Origin of the sequence: Grimontia sp. NTOU-MAR1, assembly GCF_035758505.1 — a bacterium.
Taxonomy (GTDB): Bacteria; Pseudomonadota; Gammaproteobacteria; order Enterobacterales; family Vibrionaceae; genus Enterovibrio; species Enterovibrio marinus.
The window spans coordinates 3,580,798-3,600,117 of record NZ_CP142108.1 but is presented as its reverse complement, the minus strand read 5'-3'; the positions used below and the strand labels follow the sequence as shown (position 1 = coordinate 3,600,117).

Annotated in this window: 19 protein-coding genes and 1 riboswitch; of the genes, 8 read left to right on the top strand and 11 right to left on the bottom strand. The window is 47.9% G+C overall.

The annotated features are described in order from the left end of the window. Position 1: 1 nt before the first annotated feature. Positions 2-1,582 carry a Na+/H+ antiporter NhaC family protein gene (locus VP504_RS16705; RefSeq protein ID WP_325892154.1) on the bottom strand — a complete coding sequence of 527 codons (1,581 nt, stop codon included), beginning with the start codon at positions 1,580-1,582 and terminating at the stop codon, positions 2-4. Between the two features lie 89 nt (positions 1,583-1,671). Then, positions 1,672-1,852, bottom strand: a riboswitch (Lysine riboswitch). A 417-nt stretch (positions 1,853-2,269) separates the two neighbouring features. Here VP504_RS16705 and VP504_RS16700 point away from each other — a divergent pair. Then, complete coding sequence (locus VP504_RS16700; protein WP_062704950.1) at positions 2,270-2,668, top strand: H-NS family histone-like protein; 399 nt, start codon at positions 2,270-2,272, stop codon at positions 2,666-2,668. Positions 2,669-2,829: 161 nt separating this feature from the next. Here VP504_RS16700 and VP504_RS16695 read toward each other — a convergent pair whose 3' ends face one another. Together VP504_RS16695 and VP504_RS16690 are read right to left on the bottom strand one after the other, a co-directional pair. Beyond that, complete coding sequence (locus VP504_RS16695; RefSeq protein ID WP_325892153.1) at positions 2,830-3,807, bottom strand: lytic murein transglycosylase; 978 nt, start codon at positions 3,805-3,807, stop codon at positions 2,830-2,832. A gap of 9 nt (positions 3,808-3,816) precedes the next feature. After that, a complete protein-coding gene (locus tag VP504_RS16690; protein WP_442788884.1) occupies positions 3,817-4,113 on the bottom strand; it encodes a YcgL domain-containing protein in 297 nt (98 codons plus the stop codon). Between the two features lie 287 nt (positions 4,114-4,400). Between VP504_RS16690 and minC the strand changes: the two genes are divergently transcribed. From minC to minE, 3 genes are read left to right on the top strand one after another with little or no spacing between them, the layout of a single operon-like run. Continuing rightward, positions 4,401-5,066: a septum site-determining protein MinC gene (minC, locus tag VP504_RS16685; protein WP_325892152.1), complete on the top strand. Its 666-nt coding sequence runs from the start codon at positions 4,401-4,403 to the stop codon at positions 5,064-5,066. A gap of 19 nt (positions 5,067-5,085) precedes the next feature. Further along, complete coding sequence (minD, locus tag VP504_RS16680; protein ID WP_325892151.1) at positions 5,086-5,898, top strand: septum site-determining protein MinD; 813 nt, start codon at positions 5,086-5,088, stop codon at positions 5,896-5,898. A 3-nt stretch (positions 5,899-5,901) separates the two neighbouring features. After that, the gene (gene minE, locus VP504_RS16675) at positions 5,902-6,162 is read left to right on the top strand and encodes a cell division topological specificity factor MinE (protein WP_325892150.1); all 261 of its coding nucleotides are present in this window, start codon (positions 5,902-5,904) and stop codon (positions 6,160-6,162) included. Positions 6,163-6,231: 69 nt separating this feature from the next. On the opposite strand, the gene rnd is transcribed toward minE, so the two are convergent. From rnd to VP504_RS16645, 6 genes are all read right to left on the bottom strand, one after another. Continuing rightward, a complete protein-coding gene (gene rnd / locus VP504_RS16670; protein ID WP_325892149.1) occupies positions 6,232-7,353 on the bottom strand; it encodes a ribonuclease D in 1,122 nt (373 codons plus the stop codon). A 128-nt stretch (positions 7,354-7,481) separates the two neighbouring features. Then, positions 7,482-9,167 (bottom strand): long-chain-fatty-acid--CoA ligase FadD, encoded by a 1,686-nt coding sequence (fadD, locus tag VP504_RS16665; protein WP_325892148.1) that lies wholly within the window; start codon positions 9,165-9,167, stop codon positions 7,482-7,484. Between the two features lie 99 nt (positions 9,168-9,266). Then, a complete protein-coding gene (locus VP504_RS16660) occupies positions 9,267-10,145 on the bottom strand; it encodes an alpha/beta fold hydrolase (protein WP_325892147.1) in 879 nt (292 codons plus the stop codon). Positions 10,146-10,212: 67 nt separating this feature from the next. Then, positions 10,213-10,503 (bottom strand): chromosome segregation ATPase, encoded by a 291-nt coding sequence (locus VP504_RS16655; protein WP_325892145.1) that lies wholly within the window; start codon positions 10,501-10,503, stop codon positions 10,213-10,215. A gap of 31 nt (positions 10,504-10,534) precedes the next feature. Next, complete coding sequence (tsaB, locus tag VP504_RS16650; protein ID WP_325892144.1) at positions 10,535-11,230, bottom strand: tRNA (adenosine(37)-N6)-threonylcarbamoyltransferase complex dimerization subunit type 1 TsaB; 696 nt, start codon at positions 11,228-11,230, stop codon at positions 10,535-10,537. After that, on the bottom strand, positions 11,231-13,186 hold the full coding sequence (locus VP504_RS16645; RefSeq protein ID WP_325892143.1) for an ATP-dependent DNA helicase: 1,956 nt from the start codon (positions 13,184-13,186) through the stop codon (positions 11,231-11,233). Between the two features lie 160 nt (positions 13,187-13,346). Between VP504_RS16645 and purU the strand changes: the two genes are divergently transcribed. Beyond that, positions 13,347-14,183, top strand: coding sequence for a formyltetrahydrofolate deformylase (gene purU, locus VP504_RS16640; protein WP_325892142.1), 837 nt, complete (start codon positions 13,347-13,349; stop codon positions 14,181-14,183). Positions 14,184-14,212: 29 nt separating this feature from the next. On the opposite strand, the gene VP504_RS16635 is transcribed toward purU, so the two are convergent. Continuing rightward, positions 14,213-14,791 (bottom strand): VOC family protein, encoded by a 579-nt coding sequence (locus tag VP504_RS16635; RefSeq protein WP_325892141.1) that lies wholly within the window; start codon positions 14,789-14,791, stop codon positions 14,213-14,215. Positions 14,792-15,086: 295 nt separating this feature from the next. Here VP504_RS16635 and argS point away from each other — a divergent pair, with 295 nt between their 5' ends. Both argS and VP504_RS16625 read left to right on the top strand, forming a co-directional pair. After that, positions 15,087-16,817: an arginine--tRNA ligase gene (argS, locus tag VP504_RS16630; protein WP_325892140.1), complete on the top strand. Its 1,731-nt coding sequence runs from the start codon at positions 15,087-15,089 to the stop codon at positions 16,815-16,817. Between the two features lie 134 nt (positions 16,818-16,951). Further along, the gene (locus VP504_RS16625; protein WP_325892139.1) at positions 16,952-17,974 is read left to right on the top strand and encodes a GGDEF domain-containing protein; all 1,023 of its coding nucleotides are present in this window, start codon (positions 16,952-16,954) and stop codon (positions 17,972-17,974) included. 9 nt (positions 17,975-17,983) lie between these two features. On the opposite strand, the gene VP504_RS16620 is transcribed toward VP504_RS16625, so the two are convergent. After that, entirely contained in the window at positions 17,984-18,583 is a 600-nt protein-coding gene (locus VP504_RS16620; RefSeq protein WP_325892138.1) for a DUF924 family protein, read from the bottom strand. A gap of 278 nt (positions 18,584-18,861) precedes the next feature. On the opposite strand from VP504_RS16620, the gene VP504_RS16615 reads away from it, so the two are divergent. Further along, the gene (locus VP504_RS16615) at positions 18,862-19,293 is read left to right on the top strand and encodes an HIT domain-containing protein (protein ID WP_062704920.1); all 432 of its coding nucleotides are present in this window, start codon (positions 18,862-18,864) and stop codon (positions 19,291-19,293) included. Positions 19,294-19,320 lie beyond the last annotated feature (27 nt).

Below are 19,320 nucleotides of genomic sequence, written 5' to 3'. Positions count from 1 at the left end.
GTTATGCCAGCTTACCCGGCCGACGTGATATCCAGCCAAATAGCGTACACACCACCACAAAAACACACATCCCTGCCAACAGGGAAATGCTCAGTGAATCGGTGAAGCCCAAAACCAGATAAGAAATGGCAGCAACAACTGCGCCCCCTAGGGCGTATGGTAGCTGGGTCGCTACGTGGTCGATGTGACCACAGCGCGCCCCCGTTGAAGACAAAATGGTGGTATCAGAAATTGGTGAACAGTGGTCACCGAATACTGCACCCGCCAAAACCGCAGACAACATAGGCAGCATCAGCGCGATATCTGTTGCCCCTGCAAGGTCACCCGCGATTGGTAGCATGATACCGAACGTCCCCCAGGATGTACCTGTTGAAAATGCCATTGCCGCTGACAAAAGGAACAGCAGCACTGGCAGCAGTTGCGTTGGCAGATTGCCCTGGATCAGAGTCGAGAGGAATTTACCGGTGGCCATGTCACCGATAACACCGCCGATTGACCAAGCAAAGAAAAGGATCAGGATGGCACCGAACATAGATTTCGCACCAATCCAAGTGGTACGAGCAATATCAGAGGCTGCCAGACCTTGTTTAGCCACAGTGATCAATGCAGAAAGCAAGCCCATCACACCACCGTATAGCAGCGACATGCCTACATCTGTGTTCTCAAACGCGCCCAGTACAGAGAAAGCTTTACCGTCTGCTTCCAGCGCCTGTGCACCTGAGTAAACCATCCAAGACATGGTCGCCACGATAAGGACGATAATCGGCACAACCAGATCAGATACTCGACCTTTTTCGCTTTCTTCAATACCAAGCTCATCATCAATCGGTTCATGGCCGCTTTCTTCATCACCCAAACGGCTCCCAGTTGATGCCTGATATTCAAAGCGGCGCATTGGACCCACATCCATCTGGAACCAAGCGACAGCGAACACCATCAACAGTGCAAACACAGCGTAGAAGTTCATTGGAATCATGTGTGCGAATGCGCTGAGCGGACTGTATTCTGTCACGCCATGGCTGACCAGAATACCGCCAATCACAGTGATGATGTAAGCACCCCAACTTGAAGCGGGCATAATGACACACATTGGCGCCGCAGTTGAATCGAGAATATATGCCAGTTTTGCTCGGGATACATGGAAACGGTCAGTGACCGGGCGACTGATTGCACCCACAGCCAGACTGTTGAAATAATCGTCCACAAAGATGAATACACCAAGGAAAGCTGCCAACAGTTTCGCGCCGCGTTTACTTTTTACCCGACTCTGCGCCCACTCTGCAAACGCACGAGTACCACCGGAAAGTGTCAACAACGCAGTAATTGCACCCAACAATAGGAGAAAGGCAACGATACTCATATTCCACGAGTTAACACTGCCATCAGAAACAAACAACCCCTTAATCAGGTTGCCGAGATAAGAAGCAGTGCCGATGGCAGAAAAATCATTGAGAAACAATGCGCCGGAAAAGATACCCAATCCAAGAGACAATAAGACACGACGGGTCACAACCGCGAGTCCCAACGCCAACACGGCGGGGAGCAAAGAAAGAGAAGAAGAAGAAAAATCGACTAAATTCATGATCTCTGTATCAACCTATTCGGTTGGAGATCTACTGCAGAAATGGAAAACCAGACTGAATGAAGACAACGGTTATACACATCATTAAACACTACAGTAGCGCTCCATAGTTAAATCCCATTACTATGGCAGTGTTGTGCCTTTTCGGTCACAACCCCAGCAGAGTCCCTGATAAATGACATTCTGCTTCGGCGCTATCTCCTTTCATTTATCCTCACTGGCATCACCCTAAGACAAACTAATGATAAACCGCGCACCTCTACGTGTATCAAACTCAAACAACTTTATACGATCAACGGTTCTCGCACCGATATATACACATAAAGTAGGCCCGTTTGAGCAAAAAGCTAGCGTATTTTATGTAACAATGGTCTATTTGCAATACAAAGATAAAAATTTTTACACACTAAGCTCAAGATGGTTACAAACTGGCCACATTTCACAATTTCGTTATTCTCTCCGCACATAAACTCTCACAAGTATGACGTGTTTATTGTACAGCCTACCGAAAAAGAAGGGATTTCCTATCAAATCTATGGGAGGTTTAATATTAGATTTGCACTTTAATTAAAATACATATCTAATATGCGCGAAGTTTATTTGTTAAATATTGCAAAGAATTATTTATTCTTGCTATTCTTAGTGAAGCAATAAAATATTACATAACGAGAGAATAGGACTGGCATAATGTCTGATGCACTAAAAGTATTGTTAAACCTGCGCAGCCTTCGTGCCGTTGCGCGTGAACTTACTCTGGAACAACTACAAGAAGCTCTGGAAAAACTACAAGCAGTCGTTAGTGAGCGTGAGGAAGCTGAAGCTGAAGCACGTGAAGCTGAAAAAGAGCGTGTTGAGAAGCTTGAGAAATACCGCGAAATGCTTATCAAAGATGGTATTGATCCAGAAGAACTTTTGGCAACACTTGGCGGTACTAAGCCTAAATCTAAGCGTGCAGCGCGCCCAGCGAAGTACAAATATATAGATGTAGACGGTTCAGAGAAAACATGGACTGGTCAGGGTCGTACACCAAAAGTAATCAAAGATGCAATTGATGCTGGCGGTAAAGTAGAAGACTTCCTGATCTAATCGGGTAACGTCAGATACGAAGATAGAAAAATACCATTGAAAAAGGAGCAAATTGCTCCTTTTTTATGACTGTTGACAAATCTGTACGCTTCTAAGCACAAAGTACAACTGCGGCATACAAAAAAGAGCGTTAAACATGCGCTTTCTTTTTAGTACACTTCTCAGCCAAATTTAATACGATCAGCCAAGTGGCTCACTGCTAGCGCAAAGTAGTGAGAGCGATTCCACTTCATCAAGCTTTGATAATTACCATAGACCAAATAGCTACGACCATATTCATCATCAGGCTGAATTAACCAAGCTTTTAAATCGACATCTGGTAACGAAGCATTATTCATACGTCGTACGCCAAGTACTTGCCATTCAGCCAAAGTTTTTGCTTTCTCCTGACTTAAACCTGACAAACCTTTATCGAGGTTTTTAGGAACGATAACTTGGCGTCCCCAAGTATATTCATCATCCCATCCGGCATTTTTTAAATAGTTTGCAGATGAAGCAAATACATCTGGCTTCGAATTCCAGATATCTTTTCTACCATCATTATTCCCATCTGCGGCGAAGGAGATAAAGGAACTTGGCATGAACTGGCATTGACCCATGGCACCTGCCCAAGACCCTTTCATCTTACTAATGTCGATGTGACCTTCCTGCAATATTGTTAACGCTGAGAAAACTTCATTGCGGAAAAACGCTTCGCGTCGGCCGTCGTAGGCCATTGTAGATAGCGCTTCAATAACATTAAAGTTACCAGTGAATTTACCAAAGTTGCTTTCAACCCCCCACAGAGCAACTAAAAAACGGGGTTGAACGCCATATATTTCACTAATTCGTTTCAAGTCATCGTAATGCTCATCGTAAAGTTTACGTGCCTGAGCAACTTTCCAATCTGGAACTGCGCGTGGAATATACTCATCCAACGTTAAACGTTTCTCAGGCTGATTTCGATCTGCTTTAACCGCTCGCTCGCGATAAGTTAGGTTACTGAATGCAGCTTCAATCAATGCGACGTCATAACCCTTTTCGACACTCTCTTTTTTCAAACCTTCAACGTAACTGTCAAAACTCTGCTTTTCAGCCAATGCTGATGCAGACAAAGATAACGCAGCCCCAATGAGGATCCCAATTAATCCCTTACGCATAGCGCTCCTTTATAACTTGGTATTTTTTTGTCTAATGTGCTGCAGCGCTGCATCCGGTGCAGGTGGTAGCTGCAGGTAATATCCATCGTTCTTAAGGTTTTCACGTACTTTATTGATATTGGCAATCGCCAGTTTTTCGCGTTTGTCTAAGTTGACCATCATAACGAACCGTGGGTTCCCGAAAGTTTGTAACAATTGTTCAGGCACGTCTGAAAAATCATCCTTACTGCTTACGTAAAGATAGGTCGATTCCTTTTTCGTGCTCTTATAAATTGCGCAATACACCTTGTACCTCTCACTATTCATGCCAGTTTGCAGCAAACGTTTTTTCGCAGTTCCACATTTGGAGAAATGGCTTAGAAAATCGCAATGAAATCGGCGATTAAAGCAGCACAATCAGCGTTGGCGCTTGCCGCAAAGATGTCATGAATATACCATGCAGAACACTGTCTGATAATGCACGAAACCTGCTTTCTTCCTCCTGAAAATGGCAAACAAATTAAATTTGTCCGCCACCGGAAAAATTGGGTGACGAAAATTCACGTTAGTGTTGTCAAACCCAACAACACCGTGCCAGCTGGATAACTACCCGAATGACCAAAAATGCTGAACTCAAAGGCAGTTCATTTACACTTTCAGTGCTCCATTTAATGGATGACGACTTGGATAGCGCGATGCAAGTGCTGTCTGACAAAGTCAGCAAAGCTCCGGCCTTTTTTGACGGTGCCCCTGTTGTTGTCGACATCTCTCGGCTTCATGCGCAGCTCGATTTTTTTCAGTTGAAAACCACCATCGAAAAGACTGGCATGCTGGTTGTCGGAGTCACTGGCTGTAAACAAAATCAGGTACGTGAAGCAGCCAAGCTCGCCGGGTTGGCTGTCATGAACCCTGCGAAGCAGGCTAATCGTGTTAATGACCCGATCCAAACGCCAACAAAAGTCATCACAACACCGATACGCTCAGGTCAGCAGGTATACGCAAAAAATGCCGATCTAGTTGTATTGAACCACGTCAGCGCCGGCGCGGAAATCATTGCTGATGGCAGCATTCATGTTTACGGCGTGCTCCGTGGCCGTGCAATTGCAGGTGCCAGCGGACAAAAAGAAACACATATTTTCTGCCAGAACTTGCAATCCGAATTGCTTTCTATCGCAGGCACGTACTGGCTCAGCGAAACCATTCCGGAGCAGTACGCTGCCCGTCCCGTGAAGGTTTCACTGAAAGAAGACTCATTAAACATTGAACACCTCACACTCTAACTTTCCAAAGGACTGAGGAATGACTCGAATTATCGTAATCACTTCTGGCAAAGGCGGCGTGGGTAAAACCACTTCCAGTGCTGCCATTGCTACCGGCCTTGCGCTGTCGGGAAAGAAAACCGCTGTTATCGACTTTGATATCGGCCTTCGTAACCTTGATCTCATCATGGGTTGTGAACGTCGCGTGGTTTATGACTTTGTTAACGTCATCAACGGCGAAGCTAACCTTCACCAGGCTCTGATCAAAGACAAGCGTGTTGAAAACCTATTTGTTCTTCCAGCTTCTCAAACTCGCGATAAAGATGCCCTCACCAAAGAAGGCGTTGCCCGTGTATTGGATGACTTGAAGGCGATGGATTTCGACTTCATCATCTGTGACTCTCCTGCAGGTATCGAAGCCGGTGCACTAATGGCGCTTTACTTTGCAGACGAAGCAATCGTCACAACCAACCCTGAAGTTTCCTCTGTTCGCGATTCAGACCGTATTCTAGGCATCCTTGATTCTAAATCCCGCCGTGCTGAGAACGGCGAAGAGCCAGTGAAAACTCACTTACTGCTAACTCGCTACAATCCTGCCCGAGTTGTACGAGGCGAGATGCTGAGCGTCGCAGACGTAGAAGAAATATTACGCATACCGTTACTGAGTGTGATCCCTGAAAGTCCCTCTGTTCTGCACGCGTCAAATAAAGGTGAGCCGGTAATTCTGGATCAAGAGTCTGATGCAGGTCTGGCATACAGCGACGCCATCACCCGTCTGCTGGGTAACGAGTGTCCTTTCCGCTTCCTGGAGGAAGAGAAGAAAGGCTTCTTGAAGCGACTGTTCGGAGGATAATCAATGGCACTGCTGGAGTTTTTCCGTCCAAAGAAGAAGACGTCCGCATCGCTCGCGAAAGAGCGCCTGCAGATTATCGTCGCTGAACGCCGCAGCGCAGGGAGTGCTGAGCCAAAGTACCTACCCCAGCTAAAGCAAGACATCCTTGAGGTTATCCGTAAGTACGTGGATATCTCTCCTGAGCAGGTTTCAGTTGCCCTTGAACAGCGTGACGACGATTTGTCCGTTCTCGAACTCAACGTTACCCTGCCTGAAGACAAATAATCTTATTTGGAAGAGAGAAAAAAACCGGCAAATTCGCCGGTTTTTCTTATTGTGGTCTCGGGCCATCCGTTATTTATCTAGCACCGCCAACACTTTTTCTTCAAGATAAGCTTTACGCCACCCCGAGAGAATATCCGGTGCTTTTTCTGGGTTGCGGTCATTGATCCACGCCCACTTGAGCACTTGGTGAATTTGTTTTTTTGACCCAATGAACTCAGGGACCATACCCAGTTGTTCAGCGACTGCGTTAGTTTGTTCTTTGATGTTTTTCACCGCCTGCTTGTAGCCAGGCATATCAACAAGACGCTGAATCTCTTCTGGGTAATGAGAAGCAGGCGTTTTGTCTGCCTCCTGCGCCATGCGAATCAGGCGACTGCCATGGCGTTCAATCTCAAATCGGTCAAAGTCTTCATCCGCCATTTTGTCTAAAGAACGGATGTTAAAACGCGCCATTTTCCAAAGGTGCAGTTCTTTCACCACGAAGTTTAACGCCAAGTCCCGACGCTGAGCTTCTCTCAATCGCCAGCTCGCAAGCTTTTGCAGTACGGCAAGTTGTTTAGGACGTAATTGCCACGCATTTTTAATATCAAGGTAGGCTTTTTCCGGATCGGGTGTTTTGCCGCGCTTGCTCACCATCAGTGCACATTCTTGCTTAACCGCTTCGTCCCAGCCTTCTTCAGTAATGCGTTTCGCTAACAGATTGAAGAGAGGCAACAGGTAATAAACGTCCGCAGCGGCATACTCGAGCTGTTTTTCACTCAACGGGCGGGCACACCAATCAGTTCTGGCCTCCCCTTTGTCCAATGTTACCTCAAGATACTCTTCCACCAACGTCGCGAAGCCCGTTGACAGGCCATGACCCAGAAAGGCCGCCATGATTTGGGTATCTACCATTGGCGTAGGCATCACACCCGCATGATGATGAAAGACCTCCAGATCTTCACTGCATGCGTGTAGCACTTTCACCACTGACTCGTCCGTCAGTAACGCCCAAAGTGGCGACATGTCTTCAAGCTCTATCGGATCAATCAGAGAGAGCGTTTCGCCATCATAAAGTTGGATAAGGCCAAGGCGCGGATATAGTGTGCGGGTACGCACAAACTCGGTATCCAGCATCACTGCTGGCACCTGGCGTGCTTTCTCGCACACACGTTCGAGTTGGGATAGCTCAGTTACAATTTCAAAATTCACGCTGTCATCCACATTTAGGCTCTGCGCTTATTCTATTAGCGCAGAAAACAAACATGCCGGCCTTAGCCAGCATGTTTTCAAAGGCATATCGTTATTCTACGCGCTTAATGGTTTAAGCGCATGCCTGATTATGCTTCTGCGCTTTTGGCATCCTGCTCTTCACGAAGAGCCCGACGCAAGATCTTACCGACATTGGTTTTCGGCAGTTCTTCGCGGAATTCGATCACCTTAGGCACTTTGTAACCCGTGAGGTGTTCACGACAATGCGCAAGAAGCTCATCTTTCGTCAGGCTCGGATCGCGCTTAACCACACAAATCTTCACGATTTCACCAGAGGTTTCGTGTGGCTGACCAATTGCCGCTACTTCCAGTACTTTACCGTGCAGCGCGACAACATCTTCAATTTCGTTTGGATAAACATTGAAACCGGAAACCAGAATCATATCTTTCTTGCGGTCAACAATGTGAAGGAAGCCGTCGTCATCGAATTTGACGATATCGCCTGTTGATAGCCAACCGTCTTCGGTGATCACTTCTTTGGTCGCTTCTGGACGCTGCCAGTAACCCTGCATCACCTGAGGACCTTTTACCTGCAGCTCGCCAATCTGATCGTTTGCCAGTGCGTTACCTTCCTCATCAACGATGCGGACATCAGTTGATGGCACTGGCAGGCCGATTGAGCCATTGTACTCTTTCAGATCATACGGGTACGCCGCGACCAGCGGAGAACACTCGGTCAGGCCATAACCTTCCAGCAGGTGTTTACCCGTCAGCTTCATCCAGCTTTCAGCCACGGCACGTTGCACCGCCATGCCACCGCCGACTGTCAGGCTGAGATTACTGAAATCCAACTCATGGAAGTCTTCATTGTTCAACAGTGCATTGAACAGGGTATTTACGCCAGTGATTGCCGTAAACGGATGCTGTTTCAGTTCTTTCACAAACGCAGGAATATCGCGCGGGTTGGTAATCAACAGGTTCTGACCACCCATTTCAATAAACAGCAAGCCATTCACGGTCAGAGCAAACACATGGTAAAGCGGCAGCGCAGTGACCACTAACTCACGGCCTTCTTTCAATATAGGCGCATACATGGCTTTCGCCTGGTTCAGGTTCGCCAGCATGTTGTTATGGGTCAGAACCGCACCTTTTGCAACACCCGTCGTTCCACCTGTGTACTGTAGGAAAGCAATGTCATCACCCGTCATAAAAGGCTTCACGTACTGCATACGGCGGCCTCGCTTCAATGCAAGGCGCATTGAAGTCGCATGTGGCAGATTGTATTTCGGCACCATCTTCTTGATATATTTCACCACGAAATTAACGATGGTTCCTTTTGCACGTGGCAGTTGATCGCCAAGGCTGGTCAGAATAACGTGACGCACACTGGTGTTATCGACGATTTTTTCCAGCGTATGTGCGAAGTTCGACACGATAACAATCGCGGCCGCACCCGAGTCATTCAGCTGATGTTCGAGTTCACGTGGAGTGTAAAGCGGGTTAACGTTAACCACCACACAGCCAGCACGCAGAATTCCAAACAGCGCAATTGGGTATTGCAGTAGGTTTGGCATCATGACAGCCACGCGGTCGCCTTTTTTCAGGCCAAGATCAGTTTGCAGGTAGGCAGCGAAAGCACGGCTACGCTCTTCCAGTTTGCGGAAGGTCATCACCTGCCCCATATTGATGAAGGCAGTCTGATCAGCATATTTCTGAACAGACTTCTCGAACATTTCTACCAGTGAAGGGTACATGTCCGAAGAAATTTCCGCTGGTACATCTGATGGGTAGCGGTTAAGCCAAACCTTATCCACTTGATCTCTCCTATTTTTTACCGCGAACAGAAAAAGTCCGCGACAGACGCAATAAATTCAAACGAGTGTTTTAACTCGCAATTAGACCAGAAGTAACATTCAATTAACATCGCTAAGCGCTGTGAGATGTAACTTGGTCACAAAATCAATGATCAAAGACGCCGTTTTTGTCTGACTCTGAAGGTGGCAGTGATGTGTACCTTCCACCATTTCCGCGGTCAGGTTCTTGAACCACGCCTTACGTTTTTCAGCCATTGGGCTGCGAAGTTCTGGATAGCCGTCTTCGCCAATAATCGCCATCACTGGACATTCAATGCCACGGACCAAATGTTCGGCATGATGTGTCGACATCCGGTAAATCGATTCCGTCTTCAACTTGGCATCATGACGCCAGCGCCAGATATCGCCTACTTGCTCAATGCCGCGCGTAACCAACGGTGTCAGATCTTCAATGCTGACTTTGTTGATACCCCGGCGAAGTTTCAGCGCCGCATCCAGCGAGGGTAAATCACGTAGCAACCTCATATTCGCGCGGCTTTCTACGCCGTGTTTCAGTCTTTCGACGACTTTATCTTCGCGCTCAGACATTGGGCCAAGCGCTTCTATCATCACCAACCCTTTCGCCCTTTCCGGAAAGGCGGCACTCCAGCAAGACGCTACCAATGCGCCCAGTGAATGCCCGACCAGGTAGATCGGCTTGTCGCCCAGCTGAAGGATCAGTTGGTGAAGGTCGTCCACATAATCAAAGAAGGGATAGAAGCTGTCGGCGCCTTTATGGTCGGAATAACCGTGCCCGGGCCAATCTGGCATGACTAAATCAAAGTACTCGCTGAGCTGCGGGGCCAGTGGCACAAAGCTTCCGCTATTATCTTGCCACCCATGCAACATCAGAAGAATCGGCGTGTTTCGCTCGGTCAGATAAACCTGCGCGGCGAGGTCGCCAAATCTCACTGCATATTTTTTTTCTTGTAATGTCATATTGGACCGTTTGAGGGCGCGCGAAGCCTAACACAGAGAGTGTAGGTCAAGTGGTACGAGGAGTTTCTTAAACGAAGACATCTACGCCGAACATGGCGATAAGTTCTTCACGGCGAGCCTGATTCTTAACATCCATATAGGACGCCAGCGCATAACGGCTTCGCCCATCGGGTAAATCATAATGAATGTTTTGAAACGCATCTTCCGCCATTTCAGGGTTTCGAATACCACGGGATACCGCTTTTGCCACCACCGAAGGCTCAGAGACATCACGTGCCTCATTCTTCTTAGTTGTAGGTTTACGTCCGGTTTTTCCCGGACGCTGTATCTGCTGAGGTAATCCCTGTATTGAAATCATGAAAGACCTTATCGGTTAGCTTTAGATAAAACTATTCGCGACCTGGTAATTTCTTCCATGCCACAGTATCACGAAGATATACCGGGCTGGCGTGTTCTGCATCCACTGCCTCTCCGCGCGCAAACGCATGATGAGCAAGGATTAACATATCCTGCGATTCAGGATACAACACACCACTGTCGCTTACCGACAAGTGTAGCTGGCCTTGCAAATCAGGGTAAGCTTGCCAGCCTGTTCCTGCTACAAACCACTCACCTTTTGCCAATTCTGGCTTGAACATTTCAGGAGGCAGGACCGCTTCTTCTAAGACGATATCCCAATCGCCGTTATCAAGGCGTACATAGCCACCTGCATAGATTTCGTTCATGCGCGCATCGATGGTGGACAGCACGTGTGTAGCCAACTGTTTTCGGTGTGCTTGCTCCGCCATCGCAGTCAGCGTAGATACACCGACCATTGGCAGGTCGGCACCAAATGCCAGACCCTGAGCGATACCAATTCCGATTCGCACACCAGTAAAACTGCCAGGACCACGACCAAACGCCAGCGCATCCAGCTGGTTAAGCTTTAAGCCTGCTTCAGCCAGTACACTATCGACCATAGGCAGGATTTTCGTGGTGTGTTCACGCGGTGCCATTTCACAACGCGCGATAATGTCGTTCCCCACCTTCAGGGCGACGGAGCAGTTTTCAGTGGCCGTATCGACGGCAAGGATCTTAGAAGCCATTTATACCTCTGACGCTGCAGATGATTCTGCAGACTGGTTGTTCGTATCTATTTCAGCGAGAAACTCGCTGACTTTTGCCAGATCACGCGTTCGCGGAATTGGCGGTAAGCTGCGCAGGAAGGTTTCGCCATAGTTTCTGCTCACCAAGCGGTTATCACAGAGAATGAGCGCACCATGATCGTTTCTGTCGCGGATAAGTCTCCCAACCCCCTGCTTGAGGGTGATCACCGCATCGGGAATTTGAACCTGGGAAAACGGGTCGCCGCCCTGAAGACGACAATCTTCAATCCGCGCTTTGAGCAGCGGATCATCCGGTGCAGTAAAAGGCAATTTGTCGATAATAACACAGCTCAGCGCCTGCCCTCTAACGTCTATCCCTTCCCAGAACGCTCCTGTGGCAACCAAAAGCGCATTACCCAGCTCCAAAAATTCAGTGAGCAGTTTCTGTTTAGACATTTCCCCCTGCACCAACACCGGCAAGTCTGACAATTCGCGGAAACGCTCAGACAAATCACGCACCATTTGATGTGAGGTACAAAGGAAGAAACAGCGTCCATTGTTTTGCTCAATCACTGGTATCAGCAAGTCCACCAGCTTGTCTGCAATGCCATAGCTGTTTGGCTCGGGCAAAAAGCGCGGCACACAGAGAATCGCCTGAGATTCGTAATCGAATGGACTTGGCAGGGTAAACTGCTCCGTAGGCTCTAAACCCAAGCGGTTGCTGAAGTGACTGAAATCATCGTTCACCGCGAGCGTTGCGGAGGTAAATATCCACGCCCCTTCCTGCTGCTGAATTTGCTCGCGGAATTTTTCAGCCACTGACAATGGCGTGATGTTCAGGCTGAAATGATGACGGCTGCATTCGTACCAGTAGGAATAGCCAGGGATGGAAATATCTTTTACCCGCTCAAGTCTGGCTTTAAATAAAGTGGCGCGATCGAAAGCAGCATCCAACAACTGACTTCGACCCAACGACAGCTTCATCACGTCATGGGCAAGTTCTAGTGCATCAGTCAAACGCACCAGCTCCCTTGCCACGGCTGGCGAAGTGCTTATTTCACGCCAGTTACCGCGAAAGCCCGGCTCACCCAGTACAATGCGTAAATCTGATGCCGATTGAGAAAGGCGGTCAGCCACTTTCTCAAGCTGTTTGGTATCACGAAGCTCCGTGCGATACGCAATGTTGATGTCTTTGGCGAGTTCTTGAAGCTGACGACTGGAAAGACTCTGGCCGAAATACTGGCTGGCAATATCCGGGATCTGATGCGCTTCATCGAAGATAAACACTTCCGCTTCCGGGATAAGCTCACCAAACCCTGTCTCTTTGATCGCCAGATCGGCAAGGAAAAGATGGTGATTCACAACCACCAAATCTGCATCCATGGCGCGCTTACGGGCCTTCACCACAAAACAGTCTTCATAGCTTGGGCATTCTTTACCCAGGCAGTTGTCATTGGTCGAGGTAATTGTGGGAATGATTGGGCTGTCTTCCGCCAAATCATCGCACTCGCCCAAGTCTCCAGTTTTGGTTTCTGAAGACCAGCTTCGTACTTTTACTAACTGGCTAAGCAACGTCGGGTCGGCGTGACCGTCGTGACTCTCAATCATCTGTCGGCTTAAACGTTCTGGACAAAGGTAGTTTGCACGCCCTTTCAGCAAGGCAACGCGACCTGAGAAGCCGAGCGTATCGACCATCAAAGGTAGGTCGCGGTGAAACAGCTGTTCCTGAAGGTTTTTCGAACCTGTGCTGACAATGGTTTTCTTTCCACTGAGCAGTGCCGGCACCAGATACGCATATGTTTTACCGGTACCCGTCCCTGCCTCGACCACAAGTTGAGTTTGGTTTTTGATTGAACGCTCAACTGACAACGCCATGTCGGTCTGCGGCTGGCGTGGCTGGAAGCCTTTTATCGCTCTAGCCAACGCACCTGTGGTGGAGAAAACCTTCGAAATCATTGGTCATTTATACAGTATTTGAAAGGATTGCATTATGCCAACAATCCCCCCTTATCGCCAGACATGCAGAACGCCACCGTCAAGTCTTTGACCTTGAGGCCAATTCAGAGTAAAACGTGATGAATAGCAAATTAAAATTCATCACGAGTAATACGTTTCTATGGAAAGAAAAATCCTGCTGACGGACTGCCCTGACGCTCAAGGCCTCATCGCCAAGATCACCAACATCTGTTACAAACACCAACTCAACATCATCCATAACAATGAGTACGTTGACCACAGTACCGGTCAGTTCTTCATGCGTACTGAGCTGGAAGGGATTTTCAATGATAAAACCTTCCTGATGGATATCGATCAGGCGCTCCCGGCAGGCAGCCACCGCAATCTCGTTGACACCAGTCGCCGTAAACGTGTGGTGATCATGGTGACCAAAGAGTCACATTGTCTGGGTGACATCCTGATGAAAGCCTATGACGGTTCTTTGGATGTGGATATTGCCGCCGTAATTGGTAACCACGATAAGCTGGCAGCATTAACGGAAAAATTCGATATTCCGTTCCACTTTGTGAGCCATGAAGGCTTGGAACGTGAAGAGCATGAAAACCAAATCATCGACATCATCGAAGGGTATGAACCGAACCATATTGTTCTGGCAAAGTTTATGCGTGTGCTGACACCAAACTTCGTTGCACGTTTCCCTCGTAAAATCATCAACATTCACCACAGCTTCCTGCCAGCATTCATCGGCGCACGCCCTTATCATCAGGCATGGGAACGAGGCGTAAAAATCATTGGTGCAACGGCACATTTCGTGACCAACGATTTAGATGAAGGTCCAATCATCGACCAGAACGTGAAACATGTTGACCACACCTTCAGTGCAGAAGACATGGTGAAAGCGGGTCGTGACGTAGAGAAAACCGTGCTGAGTAATGCTCTGAGCCAAGTGATCGAAGACAAAGTCTTCGTTTATGGCAATAAGACCGTCATTCTGTAAGCAGGAAATCGACCAAAGAAAAAGGAGCCTCAGGCTCCTTTTTCACTTTCTATCACTTGCTCCAGAGTCACGGGGTGGAGCTTGACGCAAATGCCCTTGAACTTGAATGCCACAGTCGGGTTGGCAATACGCTCGCCCTCGCCTGCGGGAGAGCTCAGCTTCACCTTCACACCCAGTGATGCCAGTTGATCCCACTTTGCTGCAAGCGCTGGGAACAAGCCAAACACATCCTCGAGCAATGCTTCCGGTGTTGTCGCCTTTGACGGTACCACCCATTCGGCGTGTTCCCATCCTTCCTCCGGATAAAGCTTGTCACCCGGATACGGCAACTCGACACATTGCGTTTGCCATTGACCGAAAGACAGCGGATCGTTGGCTTTGATCACCACAATAGGACGGCCATTGATGTTATTCACGGAAAGTTCTTCACCCGAAGAGAGCCAGGATTGGTGAAGTTCCTCAGCGGCTTTTCTGTCGTTGATGCGCAAAGCGATGTGGTCGGCACGATAGGCGCTAAGATCCAACTCCAACACTTCCAACAGCGCATCCAAGCGAGCAGAAAAATCGGGGAGTGTGGCGTAGAGGGATTCGACGGTTAATGCTGGCATGGTCATCTCGTTACCTTCAAAGATGACAGGAATTTACCACAGCGTTGATATCACTGGAACGCACACGCTTTTACTTGTTATGAAATCCACCTATTTCGCAGGATTCAGCTTTTAAACTGCGCCTGTTTGTGGGTATTATTACGCCTACATACGCGCATCACACTTTGATGCCCAAGTTTCAGTGCTAAAGCCGTCAACCATGCCCTGTTTGCCTCAAATTGCAGTGGGTATTGTTGACGGATTTTTTGCTTTAACCCGGCTGTATTTTGCCGGGTGTCAGAATTAAGGTAAGCAAGTGAATATTCAAGCCCTTCTTAACGACAAAGTCGCTGCAGCCATGGTTGCTGCAGGTGCACCTGAAGGCAGCCCAGCGGCTGTCCGTCAATCAGCGAAACCACAGTTTGGTGACTACCAGGCAAACGGCATCATGGGTGTTGCCAAAAAGCTGGGTTGTAACCCACGCGAATTCGCGCAGAAAGTGCTGGATGTTCTGGATCTGGATGGCATGGCGGAAAAAACCGAAATCGCTGGCCCTGGGTTTATCAATATTTTCTTAAGCACTGAGTGGCTTGCAGCCAAAGCAGACGAAGCGCTGGCGAGTGACCGTCTGGGCGTGGCAGAAGCTGAAAAACAAAACATTGTGGTTGACTACTCAGCACCAAACGTAGCGAAAGAAATGCACGTTGGTCACTTGCGTTCAACCATCATTGGTGACGCGGTTGTGCGCACTCTGGAGTTCATGGGTCACAACGTTATCCGCGCTAACCACCTTGGCGACTGGGGTACCCAGTTCGGCATGCTGATCGCAAACCTTGAGCGTCATGAAGCGCAAGGCGGCGACATTTCGATGGATCTTAGCGACATCGAAGGCTTCTACCGTGAATCGAAGAAGCTTTACGACGAAGACGAAGAGTTTGCAAAGACTGCACGTAACTACGTGGTTCGCCTGCAAAGTGGAGACGAGTACTGCAAAGAAAAGTGGCAGCAACTGGTAAAAATCACTCTGGAACAAAACCAGCGTAACTACGACCGTTTGAACGTATCCCTAACCGATAAAGACGTGATGGGTGAAAGCATGTACAACGGCATGCTGGCTGGCATTGTTGAAGACCTTAAAGCACAAGGTCTGGCAGTCGAAGATGACGGCGCCATGGTTGTGTTCCTGGACGAGTACAAGAACAAAGATGGCGAGCCTATGGGTGTGATCATCCAGAAGCGTGATGGCGGCTTCCTGTACACCACTACGGATATCGCATGCGCGAAATACCGCTACGAAACCTTCAACGCAGATCGCGTGCTGTACTTCATCGACTCACGTCAGCACCAGCACCTGATGCAGGCGTGGACTATCGTTCGTAAAGCCGGTTATGTACCTGAAAGCATGAGCCTTGAGCACCATGCATTCGGCATGATGCTGGGTAAAGACGGTAAGCCATTCAAGACCCGTGCAGGCGGTACCGTTCGTCTGGCTGACCTGCTGGACGAAGCAGAAGTGCGCGCGAAGAAGCTAATTGAAGAGAAAAACCCTGAACTGTCAGCGGAAGAAAAAGACAACATTGCGAACACAGTAGCAATGGCAGCCGTAAAATACGCTGACTTGTCTAAGCACCGCACCACTGACTATGTGTTTGACTGGGACAACATGCTGGCATTTGAAGGCAATACTGCGCCTTACATGCAATACGCTTACACCCGCGTGGCCTCTATCTTCAACAAAGCTGGCATTGATGCGAACAGCATCGAAGGCCAAATCATTGTGTCTGAAGAGAAAGAGAAAGCACTGGTTTCTAAACTTCTGCAATTTGAAGAAGCCGTTGATGGTGTCGCTCGCGAAGGTCAGCCACACATCATGTGCAGCTACCTGTTTGATCTGGCTGGCACCTTCTCAAGTTTCTACGAAGCGTGCCCAATTCTGAATGCAGAAGGCGAAACTAAACAAAGCAGAATGAAACTAGCTGCATTGACATCACGCACTATAAAACAAGGTCTTGATCTACTCGGTATTAACACGTTAGAACGTATGTAATCAGACAAAATAAGATTAATATCACAATTCTCAAAGACCCTGTGCTTATGTACGGGGTTTTTTACACCTAGTGTTAATTTATCGCACATAATCCTGTATCAATAGTGGATAAGGTGTTCGATAAGGAGACACTAATGAGTGATTACGCCTTTTTTGAAGCAACCAGTATTTTCAAGCGCGCCGTACCTTTAATGGTAAAATATAAGGTACCGACAACACCTCACTATTTCTCGCTTTGGTATACCTATTGTGCAGGTACTAACCCTCGGTTAAATCAAGCAGTTGATAATAAAGTCAGCCTTTTTGGGGCCTGCTCAATTAAACACTGCGATGAAATTATCGATACGTATCTCATGGATGATGCCAAACGCGAAGTGAACAATTTCCGTCAAAAGCTCCAAAACCTGACTGCTGATCTTGGCGAATCCATGGAACACACGGTATCAGATACCGAAGAGTTCAGAGACATCCTAAGTAGTTCTGTAGATAAATTAAAAAACGTAAAAGGTGATATCGCCCAAAACGGGGAAAACAAGCAAGTGTTGCATGAACTTCTCAAAGGCTCCCAGCATCTACTGAGTGCTACGTCCCAATACCAGTTACAAGTTACCTCGCAAAAAACTGAAATTGACGCACTAAAAAAACAACTCCAGGAATATCAGAAACAAGCTTCGCATGATGCTTTGACAGGCTGCTTAAACCGTCGTGAGTTCGAAAAGCAGCTTGATGAACACGTCGATCAAAACAATGTATTCAGCGTGATGATGGTCGACATTGATCACTTCAAATCGTTCAATGATGAATTTGGCCATCAAATGGGAGACAAGGTTCTTCAGATTGTCGCAGCGAAACTCAAGCAGGTAGTAGATACTTCAGGCGCGGTATTCAGGTATGGAGGAGAAGAATTTGTGGCGATTCTGCCCAGTCAGCCCCTCAAATCAACTTTCTTGGTCGCTGAGAAAATGCGTTCAACGCTTGAAAGGCTGTCAGTCACAGATAAACGTTCTGGCCAGAAGATAAATTCAATCACTGCGTCATTTGGCATTGCTGAACATGAGAAAAATGAGTGTGGACATGCGCTGCTAGCAAGAGCAGACGAAGCTTTATACTGTGCTAAACACAAAGGCAGAAATTGTGTGATGCCGCAGGTTAGATGAACGAGCCGGCTATTGGGTTAACTTTGCACCGCCACCAGCAAGCCACTGTAATTCAGCCTCTGTAGAGAGTCTGCCTAGAGACGCATTGCGTGTAGGAAAACGTCCAAAGCGTTTTATTACATCAAAGTTGTTACGGGCGTGACGAAAAATATTCTCGAATAACCCTGCTTCTTCCTGTCCGGCTGAACTGCAAAGTTGGCTAAACCTGAAAAGTGCTTCCTCTTGATCTTCCATATGCTCAGAGTGCTGTAATGGCATGTAGAAAAACGCACGCTGAACCGTTGGTAACTCGAAATCCTGCGCTTCTGCCAAGCCACGCTTACACACTGCAAGAGCAAACTCATCATAGCGGAATGCCGCGCTTAATCCGCGATAGATACGGCGACTGAACTGATCGAGCAATATAATAGTCGCCAACGTTCCTTGCGGAGATGAAAGCCACTGACTTAATTTTCCTTCACCAGCCATACTGACATAAGGAAGGAATTTTTCCCGGATATCTTTGTCCAGGCTATCACCACCTTCAAACCACATGAAATTAAGCACATCGTCAGTTTTGGGCGCGTCTGGAGCACCAAACCAAAACTCCAGAACTTCTGTATAGTCCATTCGCGCCTCCATCTGATGCTATTAATTACTCTTAAAGCCTAACTGCATATTTTTCACAACGTGGTTCAATGACACGATTGGAGCTAGATTTGTGATTTCACTATGACATTTGCGCAAAGCGCGCTCAGGCAGACAACCAAGAGTTTAATCTTGGTCAAGCCGCCTTAAGGGATTGAGCTGTTTTTCTAATCTTAAGAAAAGGCAAGTCAACGATTATTTACATTGGCGCTGAATACAAGTAGTTTTGACCTGATTTCCTGACATCAAGAGAAGATGAGATGCCATTCGAACTCCACCCCCGATTGGATGCAGACACCACATGGCTAGGCGATCTGCCGCTCTGTCGAGTGCTATTAAGTAAAGAAGATATTGGCCCTTGGCTGATTTTGGTTCCTAAAGTCGAAGGGATTAGAGAAATTCACCACCTAACGGAAAGTGAACAACAACAGTTCATCAAAGAATCTTCGTTGGTTGCAGAAAAGCTGGAATCACACTCCAACCCTGACAAGCTCAACATCGGCGCACTGGGAAATATGGTTCCTCAACTGCACGTTCACCATATTGCCCGTTTTCAAACAGACATCGCTTGGCCTGGCCCAGTTTGGGGAAACACCAATGGCGTGCAGCGCCATCAGTTGGCTCAAGTTGAAATGGCCGAAAAGTGGCGTAGCCTGTTATTAGACTCGGCCGGATTTACCCCAGCAGGATAAAAGCAAAGCGCGGAATCATACCGCGCT

Bases quoted from the DNA above. Each gene is read 5' to 3' on its own strand.
- VP504_RS16705 (WP_325892154.1), bottom strand. From the start codon at position 1,582: ATGAATTTAGTCGATTTTTCTTCTTCTTCTCTTTCTTTGCTCCCCGCC.
- VP504_RS16700 (WP_062704950.1), top strand. From the start codon at position 2,270: ATGTCTGATGCACTAAAAGTATTGTTAAACCTGCGCAGCCTTCGTGCC.
- VP504_RS16695 (WP_325892153.1), bottom strand. From the start codon at position 3,807: ATGCGTAAGGGATTAATTGGGATCCTCATTGGGGCTGCGTTATCTTTG.
- VP504_RS16690 (WP_442788884.1), bottom strand. From the start codon at position 4,113: ATGAATAGTGAGAGGTACAAGGTGTATTGCGCAATTTATAAGAGCACG.
- minC (WP_325892152.1), top strand. From the start codon at position 4,401: ATGACCAAAAATGCTGAACTCAAAGGCAGTTCATTTACACTTTCAGTG.
- minD (WP_325892151.1), top strand. From the start codon at position 5,086: ATGACTCGAATTATCGTAATCACTTCTGGCAAAGGCGGCGTGGGTAAA.
- minE (WP_325892150.1), top strand. From the start codon at position 5,902: ATGGCACTGCTGGAGTTTTTCCGTCCAAAGAAGAAGACGTCCGCATCG.
- VP504_RS16660 (WP_325892147.1), bottom strand. From the start codon at position 10,145: ATGACATTACAAGAAAAAAAATATGCAGTGAGATTTGGCGACCTCGCC.
- VP504_RS16655 (WP_325892145.1), bottom strand. From the start codon at position 10,503: ATGATTTCAATACAGGGATTACCTCAGCAGATACAGCGTCCGGGAAAA.
- tsaB (WP_325892144.1), bottom strand. From the start codon at position 11,230: ATGGCTTCTAAGATCCTTGCCGTCGATACGGCCACTGAAAACTGCTCC.
- VP504_RS16645 (WP_325892143.1), bottom strand. From the start codon at position 13,186: ATGATTTCGAAGGTTTTCTCCACCACAGGTGCGTTGGCTAGAGCGATA.
- purU (WP_325892142.1), top strand. From the start codon at position 13,347: ATGGAAAGAAAAATCCTGCTGACGGACTGCCCTGACGCTCAAGGCCTC.
- VP504_RS16635 (WP_325892141.1), bottom strand. From the start codon at position 14,791: ATGCCAGCATTAACCGTCGAATCCCTCTACGCCACACTCCCCGATTTT.
- VP504_RS16625 (WP_325892139.1), top strand. From the start codon at position 16,952: ATGAGTGATTACGCCTTTTTTGAAGCAACCAGTATTTTCAAGCGCGCC.
- VP504_RS16620 (WP_325892138.1), bottom strand. From the start codon at position 18,583: ATGGACTATACAGAAGTTCTGGAGTTTTGGTTTGGTGCTCCAGACGCG.
- VP504_RS16615 (WP_062704920.1), top strand. From the start codon at position 18,862: ATGCCATTCGAACTCCACCCCCGATTGGATGCAGACACCACATGGCTA.